Annotated in this window: 17 protein-coding genes; all 17 read left to right on the plus strand. The window is 67.2% G+C overall.

Translation table 11 applies throughout. From position 1 onward, the window contains the following. The 17 genes from flgL to fliN all read left to right on the plus strand — a co-directional run bounded on the left by flgL (window position 1) and on the right by fliN (window position 16,693). Window positions 1-1,197, plus strand: coding sequence for a flagellar hook-associated protein FlgL (gene flgL, locus VI08_RS05390; RefSeq protein WP_045828532.1), 1,197 nt, complete (start codon window positions 1-3; stop codon window positions 1,195-1,197). A gap of 316 nt (window positions 1,198-1,513) precedes the next feature. After that, window positions 1,514-2,968, plus strand: coding sequence for a flagellin (locus tag VI08_RS05395; RefSeq protein ID WP_045828533.1), 1,455 nt, complete (start codon window positions 1,514-1,516; stop codon window positions 2,966-2,968). A gap of 142 nt (window positions 2,969-3,110) precedes the next feature. Continuing rightward, window positions 3,111-4,472, plus strand: a complete 1,362-nt coding sequence (gene fliD / locus VI08_RS05400) for a flagellar filament capping protein FliD (protein ID WP_045828534.1) — start codon at window positions 3,111-3,113, stop codon at window positions 4,470-4,472. Window positions 4,473-4,493: 21 nt separating this feature from the next. Then, window positions 4,494-4,916, plus strand: coding sequence for a flagellar export chaperone FliS (fliS, locus tag VI08_RS05405; protein WP_232309474.1), 423 nt, complete (start codon window positions 4,494-4,496; stop codon window positions 4,914-4,916). Then, a complete protein-coding gene (locus VI08_RS05410; protein ID WP_045828535.1) occupies window positions 4,913-5,206 on the plus strand; it encodes a flagellar protein FliT in 294 nt (97 codons plus the stop codon). Before fliS ends, VI08_RS05410 begins: the two co-directional genes overlap by 4 nt. 25 nt (window positions 5,207-5,231) lie before the next feature. After that, entirely contained in the window at window positions 5,232-5,792 is a 561-nt protein-coding gene (locus VI08_RS05415) for a PilZ domain-containing protein (protein WP_198148842.1), read from the plus strand. A 284-nt stretch (window positions 5,793-6,076) separates the two neighbouring features. After that, window positions 6,077-7,495 carry a sigma-54 dependent transcriptional regulator gene (locus VI08_RS05420; protein ID WP_045828537.1) on the plus strand — a complete coding sequence of 473 codons (1,419 nt, stop codon included), beginning with the start codon at window positions 6,077-6,079 and terminating at the stop codon, window positions 7,493-7,495. 68 nt (window positions 7,496-7,563) lie between these two features. Then, window positions 7,564-7,893 (plus strand): flagellar hook-basal body complex protein FliE, encoded by a 330-nt coding sequence (gene fliE, locus VI08_RS05425; protein ID WP_045828538.1) that lies wholly within the window; start codon window positions 7,564-7,566, stop codon window positions 7,891-7,893. Window positions 7,894-7,930: 37 nt separating this feature from the next. Next, complete coding sequence (gene fliF / locus VI08_RS05430; RefSeq protein ID WP_045828539.1) at window positions 7,931-9,652, plus strand: flagellar basal-body MS-ring/collar protein FliF; 1,722 nt, start codon at window positions 7,931-7,933, stop codon at window positions 9,650-9,652. Further along, window positions 9,642-10,652 (plus strand): flagellar motor switch protein FliG, encoded by a 1,011-nt coding sequence (fliG, locus tag VI08_RS05435; RefSeq protein ID WP_045828540.1) that lies wholly within the window; start codon window positions 9,642-9,644, stop codon window positions 10,650-10,652. The genes fliF and fliG overlap by 11 nt, the downstream gene beginning before the upstream one ends. Then, complete coding sequence (locus VI08_RS05440) at window positions 10,652-11,329, plus strand: flagellar assembly protein FliH (protein WP_045828541.1); 678 nt, start codon at window positions 10,652-10,654, stop codon at window positions 11,327-11,329. The genes fliG and VI08_RS05440 overlap by 1 nt, the downstream gene beginning before the upstream one ends. Beyond that, window positions 11,326-12,687, plus strand: coding sequence for a flagellar protein export ATPase FliI (fliI, locus tag VI08_RS05445; RefSeq protein ID WP_045828542.1), 1,362 nt, complete (start codon window positions 11,326-11,328; stop codon window positions 12,685-12,687). Before VI08_RS05440 ends, fliI begins: the two co-directional genes overlap by 4 nt. Continuing rightward, a complete protein-coding gene (gene fliJ / locus VI08_RS05450) occupies window positions 12,687-13,130 on the plus strand; it encodes a flagellar export protein FliJ (protein WP_045828543.1) in 444 nt (147 codons plus the stop codon). Before fliI ends, fliJ begins: the two co-directional genes overlap by 1 nt. Window positions 13,131-13,135: 5 nt before the next feature. Next, complete coding sequence (locus VI08_RS05455; RefSeq protein WP_045828544.1) at window positions 13,136-14,281, plus strand: flagellar hook-length control protein FliK; 1,146 nt, start codon at window positions 13,136-13,138, stop codon at window positions 14,279-14,281. Between the two features lie 204 nt (window positions 14,282-14,485). Further along, the gene (locus tag VI08_RS05460; RefSeq protein ID WP_045828545.1) at window positions 14,486-14,986 is read left to right on the plus strand and encodes a flagellar basal body-associated FliL family protein; all 501 of its coding nucleotides are present in this window, start codon (window positions 14,486-14,488) and stop codon (window positions 14,984-14,986) included. A 16-nt stretch (window positions 14,987-15,002) separates the two neighbouring features. Beyond that, window positions 15,003-16,019, plus strand: coding sequence for a flagellar motor switch protein FliM (fliM, locus tag VI08_RS05465; protein WP_045828546.1), 1,017 nt, complete (start codon window positions 15,003-15,005; stop codon window positions 16,017-16,019). Window positions 16,020-16,417: 398 nt separating this feature from the next. Beyond that, window positions 16,418-16,693 (plus strand): flagellar motor switch protein FliN, encoded by a 276-nt coding sequence (gene fliN, locus VI08_RS05470; protein ID WP_198148848.1) that lies wholly within the window; start codon window positions 16,418-16,420, stop codon window positions 16,691-16,693. Window positions 16,694-16,700: the final 7 nt, after the last annotated feature.

The raw sequence follows: 16,700 nt of genomic DNA on the forward strand, positions 1-16,700 counted from the left end.
ATGCGCATTTCCACTTCCTGGGGCTCGCAGCAGGCCGTCAACGCCATGCTCGACAGGCAGTACCAGCTGTCGCAGACGCAGCTGGCGCTCGGCAACGGCAAGGCCATCCAGTCGCCGTCCGACAACCCGGCCGCCGCCGCGCGCGCCGTCGACGTCAGCTCGGCGAGCGCGCAGAACGACCAGTACACGCGCAACATCGGCATGGCCAACACGCGCCTCTCCACCGAGGAGACCGCGCTGTCGTCGGCCAACGACATCCTCGACCGCATCCGCACGCTGACCCTGCAGGGTACGAACGGTACGCAGACCGACGAGTCGCGCCAGTCCATCGCCACCGAGCTGCGCCAGACCATGCAGCAGCTGGTCAGCCTCGCGAACACGAAGGACGGGCAGGGCGAATACATCTTCGCCGGCTCGCGTACCACCACGCAGCCGTTCTCGCAGACCAACCTTTCCGTCAGCTACAACGGCGACCAGGGCCAGCGCATGGTCGCGGCCGCGCCAGGCATGCAGGTGGCGACGGGCGATAACGGCGCCGATGTGTTCATGGCCATCCGTGGTGGCAATGGCACGTTCACCACCACGGCGGGCGCGAACACGGGCACCGGCGTCATCGGCAGCACCTCGGTCACCGATGCCTCGCAGTGGGATGGCAAGACGTACTCGGTGACGTTCACTTCGCCGACCACGTACGAAGTGCGCGACGTCAATGCCGATCCGGCCGACCCGCCGGTATCCACGGGCACCTATGACGGCGCGAGCGGCGCCATCAGCTTCAAGGGCGCGCAGCTCAATGTCACCGGCAACCCGGCGGCGGGTGATTCGTTCACCGTCGCACCGTCGTCGTCGCAGGATGTGTTCTCCACCGTGGCGAACATCATCAACGCGTTCGAGACCCCGGGCGGCGGCGCCGGCATGACGAACACCATCAACGCGAACCTGCAGAACCTCGACCAGGCGCAGACCAGCTTCCTCGATACGCGCACCAAGATCGGCGCGCGGATGAACACGCTCGACCAGCAGACCCAGATCGGCGCCGACCAGAAGCTAGGCTACGACAGCACCCTCAGCGACCTGACCGAGCTCGACTACGCCAGCGCCATCAGCAAGTTCTCGCAGCAGCAGACGGCCCTGGACGCCGCCCAGCAGGCCTACGTGAAGATGCAGAACCTCACCCTGTTCAGCTACCTCAAGTAACCCGCTTCATAGGGAAGGGCCCCCCAGAGGCCCACCCAGGTAATGGTTTTGCCGGGCGGTCGCCACCACGCCACGGTTTCTTGCGACACCTTCGGTTGCCCTTTTTTGCGTGGAAGAAAGCCTAAACCCCGGCGCAGCCGTGCCGATACCCAGCCAGCAGTCAAAAAATAACTGTTGACAGGTAGAAAAAGTTCTCAAGTTTCCTCCCGGCGTGCCGTAAACCTCTCTGAGGCGGAAGGCTTCCCTTTCGGAACCCCGCCGGACTACGCCGCAACTAATCCGGCCCAACGGTTCCGTTAAACACAGGATCAAAACCATGTCTCTGACCATCAACACCAACGTGATGTCGCTGAATGCCCAGCGCAACCTCAGCACCTCGCAGACCAAGCTGTCCTCGGCCATCGAGCGCCTGTCGTCGGGCAACCGCATCAACAGCGCGAAGGACGACGCCGCCGGCCTCGCCATCTCCACCCGCATGACGACCCAGATCAACGGTCTGAACCGCGCCGTGCAGAACGCCAACGACGGTATCTCGCTGTCGCAGACCACCGAATCGGCCCTGGACGAAGTCACGAACAACCTGCAGCGCATCCGCGAGCTGGCCGTGCAGTCCACCAACGCCTCGAACTCCTCGAGCGACCGCGCCGCCCTCGACGCCGAAGTGCAGCAGCGTCTGTCGGAAGTGACCCGTATCGCCACGCAGACCAACTTCAACGGCATGAAGGTGCTGGACGGCTCGGCCAACCAGCTCAGCTTCCAGGTCGGCGCCAACGTCGGTGAAGTCATCACCGTCGGCCTCGACAAGGGCATGAAGGCCAACCAGGTCGGCCAGCTGGCCGTCGGTTCGGCTACGCCGACCTTCACGGGCAGCGCCGCTGTCGCGGGCACCAAGGGTACGACGGTCGCCGGTTCGGCCACCACGAACTTCGACTTCTCGACGACCAACGCCTCGTTCACCGTTGCTGGCAAGACCGTCAACCTGACCGGCAACTACAACAATGCCGCCGGCCTCGCCACTGAAATCAACAACCAGCTGTCGGCCGCCGGCGCGGGCGTCACGGCCAGCCAGACGGGTGGCACGTTCACCTTCACGAACGATGCCAATGGCGCGACCTCGCCGACCGTTGCCGGTACGGACGCCGCCACGCTGTTCGGTACGACGACCTCGACCGCCGGCACCGCCGATGTCCCGGCCGGCGCGGCCAGCAGCCTCACCCTCGCCGCTGGCGCCCTGACCCTCAAGGTCGGTGACAACGCCGCGTTCGATATCTCGGGCACCTTCAAGAGCACGCAGGACCTGGCCGATGCCATCAATGCCAAGTCGGGCGAGGGCGTCAACGCCTACGTCGCGCAGGATGGTTCGCTCAAGTTCGCGTCCTCGCAGAAGATGACCGTGGGCGGCACGGGCGCCGCTGGCGCTGGCTTCACGGCCGGTGACGTCGCGGTCTCGACGACCAGCACGCTGGCCGACGCGAGCGTCAAGACGGTCGACGGTGCCAACGACACCATCAACCGCATCGACGCGGCCCTGCAGTCGGTGTCCGACCTGCGCTCCACCCTCGGCGCGGTGCAGAACCGCTTCGAGTCCACCATCTCGAACCTGCAGAACATCTCGCAGAACCTGACCTCGTCGAAGTCGGCCATCACCGACGCCGACTTCGCCCAGGAAACGGCGAACATGTCCTCGGCGCAGATCCTGCAGCAGGCCGGTGTTTCGGTGCTCGCCACCGCGAACCAGTCGCAGCAGATCGTGACCAAGCTCCTCGGCTAATCGCCCGGAGCTCCGCCTCCCCCGGGGCCAGGCCCCGGGGTTGGCAGGCTAATTGCTTAATTGTCACGGGTGGCCCTGCTTGCAGTGCCGCCCGTCGACAAATTGGCGCCCAGGGCAGTGAGGCGTCTTCAAGGAGAGCTTCATGGCCACCACTACACCTACCTTGGGTTCCAGCTCCATCGACGTCGCGTCGATCGTGTCGAACCTCGTCGCCAACAAGCGCGCGGCGAAAGACAAGCAGCTCTCGGCCGCTGTCACGGCCAACACCACCCAGATTTCCGCCGTCGGCAATTTCACCTCGTCGCTGACGAGCCTGCAAAGCGCCATCAAGGCGCTGACCGACGGCACGGCGTTCACCACCCAGAAAACCTCGGTGGGTGACTCCACCATCCTGAGCGCCACGACCGACGCCACCGCGCAGCCGGGCAGCTATAACATCGTCGTCAGCAAGCTCGCCACGGCGCAGAAGAGCACCTCAACCGCTGTCACCGACGCCAAGACGGCCGTCGGCACGGGCACGCTGACCGTCTCGGTCGGCGGCAAGTCCATGAACCTGGACATCGATTCCTCGGCCAACGCGCTGCAGGATATCCGCGACAAGATCAACAAGGCATCGGATAACCCCGGTGTCTCGGCCGCCATCGTGACCGGCTCGGATGGCGCCCACCTGGTGCTGACCTCCACTGCCACGGGCGCGGCCAATGCCTTCACCGTCAGCGCCAGTGGTGGCGACGGCGGGCTATCGAAACTGGCCTTCGACCCGGCGACGGATACCGCCACGGTCAAGGCGCAGGATGCCGAGTTCACCATCGACGGCACCGCGGCCACCAGCGCCACCAACACCGTGGCCACGGCCATCGACGGCGTGACCCTCACGCTGGCGAAGGAAGGCACCAGTAGCGTCAACATCACGAACGATACCTCGGCGGTCACCAATGCGATGCAGAGCATGGTCACGGCCTATAACTCGTTCATTTCCACCTACCAGACCCTGACCAAGTACGACGCGACCAACAACCAGGTCGGTGCCCTTATCGGCGACGCCACGGTCATGGGCATCAAGAGCCAGGTATCCACGCTGCTCGGCTCGCAGGTCGCTGGCGGCGCGGCGGGCGCGCCCAAGTCGCTCAGCGACCTGGGCGTGTCGTTCCAGGTCGATGGCACCCTGAAGTTTGATTCGACCAAGCTCACCAAGGCGCTGGCGACGAACCCGAAGGACACCCAGAACCTGCTTAGCGGCACCAACGGCCTCGCGCCGAAGCTCGACAAGCTGATCACGGGCTGGACCTCGTCGACGGGCATCCTCACCCAGCGCACGGCCAACCTCAACACGAAAGCCAAGGATCTCTCCGACCAGCAGGACGCCTACGACCTGCAGATGACGGACTACACCACGCGCCTGACCAAGCAGTACACGGCGCTGGACACCATGATGACCAAGCTCAGCAGCACCAGCAGCTACCTCCAGCAGCAGTTCGACGCGCTGACCAACTCGAACAAGTAATTCCAGCAGGAACGACACGACATGGCATTGGGATACTCCCGTGGCGCAGGCGCCTACCAGCAGGTCCGTACCGGCGGTGGCATCGAGGCCGCCGACGCGCACGGCCTGATCACGCTCCTGATGGACGGTGCCCTCGAGCGCATCCGGCTGGCCGTGGCATGCATCGCCACGGGCAACATCGCCGCCCGCGGCGAGGCCATCTCCAAGGCCATCGAAATCATCGGCGGCCTGCAGGGCGGCCTGAACCACGACGTGGATCCGTCGCTCACCGAGCGCCTGGACGCCCTTTACGACTACATGGCCCGCCGCCTGCTGCAGGCCAACCTGCACGCCGACGCCGCGGCGCTCGATGAAGTGGCCGGCCTGCTGGGCCAGATCCGCGACAGCTGGGTGGCCATTCCGGCGGAAGCCCGCCAGGTGCCCGCGGCAGGCGTTGGCGCATGAACGCCGCCTTCTGCGACCTCGACGCGGTGATGACCCTCACCGAGGCCATGCACGCGGCCGCCACCGAGGGGCGCTGGGACGACCTGACCGACCTGGAGGCCCGGCGCGATCCGGTGCTTCGTTCGGGCACCATGCGCCCGGCGCCGGAAACGCTCGAGTCGCTCAAGTCGATCATGCTGATCGACAACCTCATCAAGGACCTGGTCTCCGCCGCCCGCGACGAAGCCGCCGTGGCGTGGGATGCCTCGCGCCGCGTCCGCCGCGCGGTGGCTGCGTATACTTCGTTCTGATCCCCCTATGAGCGGTGGCAGGCCCATGAGCGAAGCAACATGGAAGGCCTTTTCCGAGCGCGTCACGTGGGACGCCCGGTTCCATGCCACCGTCGAGGCCGGCGAGCGCCTCTCCGCCGATGCCCTGGCCTCGGTCAACGACCGCAACGCCAATGTGCTGGTCGCCGTCGCCGCCCTCATGGATCGCCGCGTCGATACCGGTGAGGACGACAACGCGCTGGGCCAGGAAGTGGCCCGGCTCGATGCCAAGCTCAACGTCCTCATGGAGATCGTCAACCGTCTCCTCCTGCCACAGTCCTCGCTGCCGCCCCGCATCGCCGTCCGCTTCAATGCCCTGGGCATGGTGCTGCCCTGGGACGGCCTGCCGCCCGTCGGCCAGCCCGTGCTGGTGAAGCTGCACTTCGACGTCTGCCGCGCGCTGCCCCTGGAGCTGCCGGGCATCCGCGAGGCCGGCCCGGCCGATGGCAAGGGCTTCGTGGGCTTCGAGGGCCTCACCGAGCCGGTACGGGACGAGATCGAGCGCCTGGTTTTCCGGCAACACCGCCGCCAGGTGGCCGAGGCGCGCGCCAACGCCGCCCAGGGGTGACCTTTTACGTCACGTGACGTAATGCCGGCGCGTGGCACCCAGCGTCACATTCGTGACGCGTGTCGTCAGGATTGACACTGGCGGCCCAATTCACACTTTCACGACTTGCCGGAAAGGTTTTCCTCACACGGCGAATCGGCGTGCGCTGACATGAATTTCAGGCAATGTCCGTCGGAATTCCGGCGTTGGCACGATGCTTGATTGATACCTTGCAACGAAGGCGACGGGATTCCATCGCGGAACCCGCCGACGGGCCTTCGATCCACTGCAACGGGGTATCTCCAGTGAAGTCCTCCAACTTTCTCATCGTCGAATCCGATGCCGCCCGCGCCGATGCCGTGAGCTCGGCCCTGGCCTTCATGGGCTACCGCCCGGTGCAGGCCGGCCGCATGCAGCCGGAGGAAGCCGCCGAAGGCTGGCGCGGCGCATGGGTGGGCACGGTGGAGGACGAAACCGAGCTGGAAGGCTACCTCGCCGCCCTCGGCCGCCAGGCCCGCAACCTCCCGATGCTGGTGGCCGCCGATTCCCCGATCGCCACCGCCCTCATCGCCGACGACGCGAACCAGAACGTCGAACTCATCGACATGCCGCTGCGCTACGAGCGCCTCCAGGAAGCGCTCCGTGCCCTGCAGGCCCGCGTGCAGCCGCCCGCGCAGTCCAACCTCCGCTTCGTGGGCCAGTCCGGCCCCATGCAGCGCGTCAACGCCCTCATCCGCCAGGTGGCCCCGTTCGATTCCAGCGTGCTGGTGCTGGGCGAATCCGGCAGCGGCAAGGAACTGGTCGCCCGCACCATCCACGATTGCTCGCCGCGCCGCGACAAGCCGTTCGTCGCCATCAACTGCGGCGCCATCCCCGCCGAGCTGCTCGAGAGCGAACTGTTCGGCCACGAGAAGGGTGCCTTCACCGGTGCCATCAGCACCCGCAAGGGCCGCTTCGAGCTGGCCGAGGGCGGCACGCTGTTCCTCGACGAAATCGGCGACATGAGCCTGCCCATGCAGGTGAAGCTGCTCCGCGTGCTGCAGGAGCGCGTGTTCGAGCGGGTCGGCGGCAACCGCGCGCAGCGCTGCGATGTGCGCATCATCGCCGCCACCCACCGCGACCTCGAGGGCGCCATCGAGCGCGGCACGTTCCGCGAAGACCTCTTCTACCGCCTGTCGGTGTTCCCGCTGGAAATGCCGGCGCTGCGCCAGCGCCTGGAAGACCTGCCCGCGCTCATCGCCGAGTTCAACCAGCGCCTCGTCCAGCGTGGCCTGTCGTCGGTCCGCTTTACCCCCAGCGCCATGAACGCCCTGTGCCAGCACACCTGGCCGGGCAATGTCCGCGAGCTGTCCAACCTCGTGGAGCGCATGGCCATCCTCATGCCGCAGGGCGATATCCGCGCCGCTGATTTGCCGGAAAAGTACCGCGGTGCGGTGGCCGTCGAAGAAGTCACCGGCGCAGCCCTCATCGCCATGATGGAAGCTGAGCCGGAGATCACGGAAACCTTCCGCTACGGTGGTGAGGATGATCCCTCGGTGCTCCCGCAGGGCGGCCTCGACCTGAAGGACCACCTCGCCGGCATCGAGATCGGCCTCATCCGCCAGGCGCTCGACTCGGCCAATGGCGTCGTCGCCCACGCCGCCAAGCTGCTCCGCGTCCAGCGCACCACGCTGGTCGAGAAGCTGCGCAAGTACGGCCTGTCGGAAGCCGCGCAGGCCGGCTAAAAGGCAAGGCCATTGGCATGGGTCGTGCTTGAAGTGTCGGTAAGACGATTACGCGTTGGAAAACCGTCATGACCACGATCGACGTCAACAGCCTCCTGCTCCAGATGCGCCGCATCAGCGCGCAGACCGAGATGCCCGCCATCCGCGGCGTGGGCGAAGCCGCTCCCGCGCAGAAGGGCTCGTTCGGCGACCTGCTCAAGCAATCGATCGACGGCGTCAACGAAACACAGCAGAAGGCCGGCCAACTCTCCACGGCCTTCGAGCGCGGTGATCCGGGCGTCGATCTCGCCCAGGTGATGATCCAGGGCCAGAAAGCCGACCTCGCCTTCCGCGGCATGACCGAAGTGCGCAACAAGATGGTCGATGCCTACAAAGAAATCATGAACATGTCGGTCTAACGCCGGCTTGCCACGAACCCAGGATTGAATGCCCCCCATGGCTGATAACGGCGTCGCTACCACGGATACGAGCTCGGCCGCGCGCATGCACTCGCTGAAGTCGCTCGCGCAGACGCCGGCGGCGCGCCAGCTGTTCATGCTGGCCGGTGTCGCCGGCGCCGTCGCCATCGGCATCGCCGCGGTGATGTGGTCGCGCGCGCCGAACTACGGCCTGCTGTATGGCGGCCTCGAGCAGAAGGATGCCGCCGCCGTCACGCAGGCGCTGCAGACCCAGAACGAGCCGTACACCCTCAGCGGTGATGGCAGCTCCATCTTCGTGCCGGCGGCCGATGTCGCCGCCGTGCGCCTCAAGCTTGCCGGCCAGGGCCTGCCGCAGGGCAGCGCCAATGCGCAGCCGCAGGCCGATTCGCCGTTTGGCATGAGCGACATGGCCGAGCGCTCGCGCTTCCAGTCGTCGCTCGAAGCCGACCTGGGCAGCACCATCGCCGGCCTGCAGTCGGTGCGCGCCGCCCGCGTGCACCTGGCCATGCCCAAGCCCTCCGCCTTCATCCGCGACAACAAGCCGGCCAGCGCGTCGGTGGTCGTCACCCTATACCCGGGCCGCACGCTCGACCAGGGCCAGGTGGCCGCCATTGTCCATCTCGTGGCCGCCAGCGTGCCCGAGCTCGATACGCGCAATGTCTCGGTCATCGACCAGGGTGGCAACCTGCTCACGCAGAACGACCCGGATAGCCTCGCCGCGCAGGGCGATAACCGCCTGCGCCTGTCCAACCGCATCGAAGCCACCTACACGCAACGCGTCGAGGATCTGCTGGCCCCGCTCGTCGGCGCAGGCAAGGTGCGTGCGCAGGTGTTCGCCGACCTCGACTTCTCGTCCACCGAGAAGGCCAGCGAAACCTTCAACCACGACAACCCCGCGCTGCGCAGCGAACAGACCAGCAGCGATACGCGCACCGACCCCGCCGCCAGCAACGGTGGCGTGCCGGGCGCCCTGAGCAACCAGCCGCCCAACACGGGCGGCAACGCCACGGCCGCCAACCCCGCCGCGGGCAAGCCCGCCACGCCGGGCGCAGCGGGCCAGGCGGCCACCACGCAGACCGCGCAGACGCCGTCGCAGCAAACGCAAAGCGCCACGCGCAACTACGAGCTCGACCGCACCGTCAGCCACGTCACCGACCCGGCCGGCAAGGTCTCGCGCCTCACCGTCGCCGTCGTGGTCGACAACAAATCCGTGCCCGACAAGGATGGCAAGACCAAGAGCGTGCCGTTCACGGCGGAGGAACTGCAGCGCCTCACCGACCTCACCAAGAACGCCGTCGGCTTCAGCGCCGCGCGTGGCGACAGCGTCAGCGTCATCAACGAACCGTTCCACGGCGTGGCCGCCGACGATGCGCCGGAAAGCCCCGCCTTCTGGGAGCGCCCCGGCATGCTCGACCTGATCAAGCAGGGCCTGGGTGTCATGGTGGCTCTCATCGTTGGTTTCTTCGTGCTGCGCCCGATGCTGAAGGGCCTGCTCAAGCCGGCGCCTGCGATGCACCAGGGCATGGCGCTTGCCAGCCCGATGCCCACCGTCTCGGTCATGGTCGACGACAACGACATGGCGCCCGACCGCGTCAGCACCTCGTCCCAGGCCCAGATCGGCGGCCCGGCGCTGCTGGCGTACGAACAGAAGGTGGGCCTTGCCAAGCGCATGGCCGCCGAGAATCCGAAACAGGTGGCGCAGGTCGTGAAGAGCTGGGTGGGCGACGATGGCGGCTGATAAAGAAATCCTCACGGGCGCGCAGAAAGCCGCGATCCTGCTCCTTACCCTGGGCGAGGAAGACGCGGCCAGCATCCTGAAGCACCTCGGCGCGCGCGATGTGCAGGCCGTGGGCACCGCCATGGCGCAGCTGAAGAACGTGTCGAAGGAACAGGTCGACTCGGTGCTGACCAAGCTGCAGGAAGACGTCGGACAGCACACGGCCATCGGCGTGGGCACCGAAGACTACATCCGCCGCATCCTGGTCAACGCGCTGGGCGAGAACAAGGCCGGTGGCCTCATCGACCGCATCCTCCTGGGCCGCAGCAGCAAGGGCCTGGAGTCGCTGAAGTGGATGGAGAGCCGCGCCATCGCCGAGATGATCGGCCAGGAACACCCGCAGATCATCGCGCTGGTCATGGCACACCTCGAGGCCGACCAGGCCGCCGAAGTCATCGGCTACCTGCCGGCGCGCACGCGCAGCGACGTGGTCATGCGCATCGCCACGCTCGATGGCGTGCAGCCGCATGCCCTCAACGAGCTCGACGAAATCATGGAGCGCCAGTTCTCCGGCAACTCCAGCAAGCTCAAGTCGGCCACCGTCGGTGGCCTCAAGGCCGCGGCCGACATCCTCAATGCCATGGAGACCTCGCGCGAGGCCGAGCTCATGGGCGCCATCCGTGGCGTCGACTCGAGCCTCAGCGAGCGCATCGAAGAACTCATGTTCGTGTTCGACGACCTGGCCGAGCTCGACGACCGCAGCATGCAGGTGCTGTTGCGCGAAGTGCCGTCGGCGCGCCTCATCACCGCGCTCAAGGGCGCGGATGTCTCCATCCGCGAGAAGATTTTCGCCAACATGTCCAAGCGTGCCGCCGACATGCTGCGCGACGACCTGGAAGTGAAGGGCCCCGTGCGCCTGTCCGAGGTGGATGCGGCGCAGAAGGAAGTGCTTGCCACCGCGCGCCGCCTGGCTGACGCGGGCCAGATCAATCTCGCCGGCGGCGGGGAAGAGTTCGTCTGATGAGCCTTACCTCCATCCTCTCGCGCGAGCGCGTCGAACAGTTCGAGCGCTGGGAGCTGCCGGTCGTCGGCATGCCCGGCCACGTCGCGCACAACGACGAGCCCGAGGAAGACGACGCCCCGCACCGGCCGACGGTCGCGGAGCTCGAGGCCATTGAACGCCAGGCGCGCGAGGAAGGTTTCAACGCCGGCCTGAACGAGGGCCGTGCCATGGCCCGGCGCGAGCTGGCCGCCCAGGTGGCACGCCTCGACGCCCTGTTCGCCGCGGTGGAGCGCCCCTTCGCCGAGCTCGACAACGACGTGGCGGGTGATCTCGCCGCGCTGGCCACGCTCATCGCCGAGCGCGTGCTGGGCTACGACATCGCCGCGCGCCCGGAGAAGATCCTCGACGTGGTGCACCAGGCCGTCGACGCGCTGCCGGCGGCGTCGCGCCATATCAAGATCCACCTGAATCCCGCGGATGCCGCGCTGGTGCGCGAGCACCGTTCGGGTACCGACCACGAGGGCACGGTGGTCGATGACGCCGCGCTCGAGCGCGGCGACGTGCGCCTGGAAAGCGAGCACTCGCGCCTTGATGCGCGCGTGCGGACCCGTCTCGCCGCCGTCATCGACAGCGTCATGGTGGGGCAGGGTGCGGCTGACGACACCGCCGACGACGACGCGGCTGCCGCGCCGTGAGCGCGGATAACCACAAGGCCACGCGCAACGCGCACTGGCGCGATGCCCTCGCGGTGCAGCGCGCCAGCGTCGAACGCGTGCGCCCGTTGCAGGCCGAGGGCAAGCTGCGCCGCGTGGTGGGCCTTACGCTCGAGGCCGTGGGTTGCGAAGCGCCCGTGGGCTCGCGCTGCATGGTCGCGGGTGCCGATGGCAAGCAGCTCGAAACCGAGGTGGTCGGCTTCTCCGACGGCCGCCTGCTGCTGATGCCCACCGGCGAAATGCATGGCGTGCTGCCCAACGCGCGCGTCACGCCCGTGGCTTCCGTCTCCGGTATCCCGGTGGGTGATGCGCTGCTGGGCCGCGTCATCGGCCCCGATGGCGTGCCGCTCGACGGCATGGGCCCGCTGCTGGCGCGCGACCGCGCGCCGCTGCGCCGCGACCCCATCAACCCGATGCTGCGCCAGCCCATCGATACGCCACTCGATACGGGCGTGCGGGCCATCAATTCGTTGCTCACCGTGGGCCGTGGCCAGCGCATCGGCCTGTTCGCGGGCTCGGGCGTGGGCAAGTCCACGCTGATGGGCATGATGACGCGCTTCACCAATGCCGACGTGGTGGTGGTGGGCCTCATCGGCGAGCGCGGCCGCGAAGTGAAGGAATTCGTCGACCACACGCTGGGGGAGGAAGGCCGCCGCCGCGCGGTCGTCATCGCCGCGCCGGCCGACGCGCCGCCGCTGTCGCGCCTGCGCGGTGCGCAGGTGGCCACGGCCGTCGCCGAACATTTCCGCGACCAGGGCCTGCGCGTGCTGCTGCTCATGGATTCGCTCACCCGCTATGCGCAGGCGCAGCGCGAGATCGCGCTCGCCATCGGCGAGCCGCCCGCCACGAAGGGCTACCCGCCGTCGGTGTTCGCGATGCTGCCCGCGCTTGTCGAGCGCGCCGGCAACGATGCCGAGGGGCGTGGTTCCATCACGGCGTTTTACACCGTGCTCACCGAAGGCGACGACTACCGCCACGACCCCATCGCCGATTCGGCGCGCGCCATCCTCGACGGCCATATCGTGCTATCACGCGACCTGGCCGAGGCGGGCCATTACCCGGCCATCGATATCGAGGCGTCGATCAGCCGCGTCATGCATTCGGTGGTGAGCAAGGACCACATGCGCGCCGCGCAGCGGTTCCGCCAGGTGTACTCGGCGTACCGCCAGCAGCGCGACCTCATCGCCGTGGGCGCGTACCAAAAAGGCAGCGACCCGCGCACCGACGAGGCCATCGCGCTATACCCCAGGCTTTCGGCGTTCCTGCAGCAGGAAACCGATACGCCCGTCTACCTCGACGAAGCCGAAGCCGGCCTCGTTGACGCCGCCAGGGCCAACTGATGCCCTCGCGCGCCGACCGCCTGCAGCCCGTGGTGGATCTCGCTGCCGAGAAAGCGGAGGAGGCCACGCGCGCGCTCGCACTGCACCAGCGCGCGCTGGCGGAGTCGGAGCACCAGCTCACCGAGCTGCGCCGCTACCGCAACGAATACGCCGAGATGCCCTCGGGCATCGGCGTGCAGGAGCTGCTGAACCGCCAGCAGTTCCTGCAGAAGATCGACCTGGCCATCGTCCAGCAGCTGGGCGAGGTGCAGCGCCGCGAGCGCGCGCTCACCGAGGCCCGCACCGGTTGGGCTGACGCACGCGGCCGTGCCAAGGCTTTGGATTCGGTCACGGCGAAATACCGTGAACAGGAGCGCAAGTCGCAGGATCGCCGCGAGCAGGAGCAGGCTGACGAACGCTCGCAATACCGCCGCAACCGCTCTTCGAACGACCCCATCGAGTGAAACGCATGAACAACGCCTCGCTGCTCCTCAACGTCGCCCGACCGTCCACCGCTGCCACGTCGGCGACACCCGTCGCGGGTAGCACCGCCTCGTCCGGCACGCCGTCATCGAAGGGCTTCGACCACGCGATGGATGCCGCGCACGCGGACGCTCGCAAGGACGACGCCGCGAAGAAGGACGATGCGTCGTCCAGCAACACCGCGAACGGCGCGACGAACACGCCCGCCGGCAAGGCCGCTGGCGACAAGGCGGGTGCGAAAGACGCGAAGAAGAGCGACGACACCGCGAAGAAGGAGGACAAGGCGACGGACGATACGTCGATCGCCGCCTCCGTGCTCGCGCTGATCGGCGTGCCGACGCAGGTCACGCAGGTGGCCGCCAAGGCACTCGGCGTCGCCAGGGACGTGGCCACCGGCCACGCGGGCGATGCGCTCGCCACGCTAACGGGCGTTGGCAACGCCGGCGATACCGCCGAAGGCGTGGCCGCCGCGAAAGACGGTGGCCTCGGTGCCCTCGGCCTCGCCGCGCAGGGCGCCGCCGACGCGAACGCCAGCGCCCCCGCCGCCAACCCCTTTGCCGCGCTGATGGCGGCCGAAGGCGCGGGCACGGGTGCCGCCACGGGCAGCGACAAGGACGATGGCAAGGGCACCGACCTGTCGCTCGCCGGCCCCATGCCGTTCGCGCACGCGCCGGGCGCCACGCCGCTGGATGGCCCCATACAACTGCAGGCCACGCAGCCGGCCACCACGCCACAGTTCACGCAGGAACTGGGCGAGCAGATCGCGTGGATGGGCAGCGCGGCGGGCAGCATTAAGGAAGCCCGTATCAAGCTGCACCCGGAAGAACTGGGCAGCATGGATGTGCGCGTCAACGTCGACGGTGGCAAGGTGAATGTCGCGATCATGGCGCAGCACCCCGCGGCCGTGCATGCCGTGCAGCAGACCCTCGCCAACCTCGACAGCATGCTGGCCCACCATGGCCTTTCGCTCGGCCAGGCCGACGTGAACCAGGGCGGCGCGCAGCAGGGTGGCAACGGCGGTGCGCCGGGGCAGGGCCCCGGGCAGGGCGGCGCGGGCGGCCATGAGGGCGAGGCCCTCTCGGTCGCCAGCACCTCGCGCGTCTCCCGCGGCCTCGTCGACGAAACGGCGTGACGCGGCACTGCGCGACGTACTGACGTCGCGCGTCAATTTTCCGCCAAGCGCGGCACAAGCCGACGTTTGCCGGAAACTCCTTGAAAAGCGGCCTCTGGAGCATCCCAAGGGCATGGCCCCGATGGCACGCCGCTTGCAACAATACCTGCGGGGCCCGCATGGGCCGGAACCACACCGCATTTGAATCCACGAGGTCGCGCTGGCATGGCCGCAGCAAAGAAAGAAGCCGCTGAAGAGGGTGGCAAGAAAAAAGGCAAGGGCAAGCTCCTGCTCATCGTCGGCGCGCTGGTCGTGCTGGCTGCCGGTGGCGGCGGCGCCTTCTTCATGCTCAAGGGCAAGCACCCCAAGAGCGCCGAGCAGGCCGCGGCCGAGGCCGCCAAGGCCAAGCCCGCGCTGTACCTGCAGCTCGACCCGGCGTTTGTCGTCAATTTCCAGGACGACACCGCCCTGCGCTTCCTCCAGGTGGGCGTCAACGTCATGTCGCACGACCCGGAAGCCATCAATGCCACCAAGGAAGCCGACCCGGAGATCCGCAACGCCCTGCTCATGCTGTTCTCGGCGCAGGACGTGAAATCGCTTTCCGATATCAAGGGCAAGCAGAAGCTCCAGGCCGCCGCGCTGGCCGAAGTGCAGCGCGTGCTGAAGGAAAAGATCGGCAAACCGGGCGTCGACGCCCTGTATTTCACCAGCTTCATCATGCAGTGACGGGAGCCGTCCAGCCATGAGCGACATCCTTACCCAGGAAGAAATCGACGCCCTCCTCGCTGGCGTGGAGGGTGGCGCCGTGGAGACGGACGAGGCCCCGCCGCCGCCGCCCGGCTCGGTGCTCGACTATGATTTCACCCAGCAGGACCGCATCGTCCGCGGCCGCCTGCCCACGCTCGAGATGGTGAACGACCGTTTCGCCCGTTATTTCCGCGCCAACCTGTTCAATGTGCTGCGGAAATCGTGCGAGGTCTCGGTGCTTGGCGTGAAAATGACCAAGTTCAACGAGTACGTCCATTCGCTGGCCGTGCCGAGCAACCTCAACCTCATCCGCATCAAGCCGTTGCGCGGCACCGCGCTGTTCGTGTTCGAGCCGCGCCTGGTCTTCACCGTCATCGATAACTTCTTCGGTGGCGATGGCCGTTACCACGCCCGCATCGAGGGCCGGGATTTCACCCCGACCGAAAACCGCGTCATCCAGATCGTGCTGGCCGAGGCGTTTTCGGCCATGGCCGAGGCGTGGGCGCCCGTGCTGAAAATGCAGTACGAGTTCCTCAATTCCGAGATCAACCCGCAGTTCGCCAACATCGTGAGCCCCACCGAAACCGTGGTGGTATCGCGTTTCCACGTGGAGCTCGACGGCGGTGGTGGTGAAATCCACCTCACCCTGCCGTACTCGATGGTGGAGCCCATCCGCGAACTGCTGGATGCCGGCGTGCAGAGCGACCGGGCCGAGCGCGACGAGCGCTGGATCCAGAACCTGCACGAGGAAATCCTCGACGCCGAGGTGGAGGTCACCTCCATGCTGGCAGAGGCCCGCCTCACCATCGGCGATTTCCTGCACCTGCGCAAAGGCGACATCATCCCCATCAACCTGCCTGACCTGGCCACCGTCTTTGCCGAAGACGTGCCGATCTTCCGCGGCCGCATGGCCAACGCGGCGGGCAACAAGGCCGTGCAGTTCGAATCGCACATGCGCCGGCCGGCGCTGGCGAAGGCCGCGCTGCCTGCCCCCGCCGAAGAGCCCGCCTAGCAGCCGGGGCAGCAGGGCGGCAGCACAAACCATGTGGGAGCGCGATTGCGCGCGATGGGTGCTCGCCGCAGACCCATCGCGCGCAAGCGCGCTCCCACAGTTCTCACAGGCCTCCCATGGTTTTTTGCTGACGGGTCATTCACTGACGTCAAATGACCGTCATGGTGACTAACTGCCGTCGTGCGTCAGGTTTCCGCCATGAGCCCCTGCCTGCCAAAAACAGGTAGGGGCTAATTGCTTGATAAGTAGGTAAAAATCGTCTCTCCGCCACGCGCCAAATCCATGGCACGCCGTTTGCTTCCATGGGGATGTCATCCCAGCAACGCATCGGACCCCCGGACATGAACGAACCCAGCCTGCTCGAACCCGTCGACGGCGCCGCCGACCTCACCAAGTCCATGGGCCTTGGCGCTGATGTGAACCTCGACGTCATCCTCGATGTCCCGGTCACCATGGCCATGGAAGTGGGCCGCACCAAGATCAGCATCCGCAACCTGCTCCAGCTCAACCAGGGCTCGGTGGTCGAACTCGACCGCGCCGCTGGCGAGCCGCTGGATGTATTCGTCAACGGCACGCTCGTGGCCCATGGCGAGGTGGTGGTGATCAACGAGAAGTTCGGCATCCGCCTCACCGACGTGATCAGCCCCGCCGAACGCGTCCGCAAGCTCCGCTGAGGGCCCA

Source organism: Luteibacter yeojuensis (assembly GCF_000964085.1).
GTDB classification, from domain to species: domain Bacteria; phylum Pseudomonadota; class Gammaproteobacteria; order Xanthomonadales; family Rhodanobacteraceae; genus Luteibacter; species Luteibacter yeojuensis_A.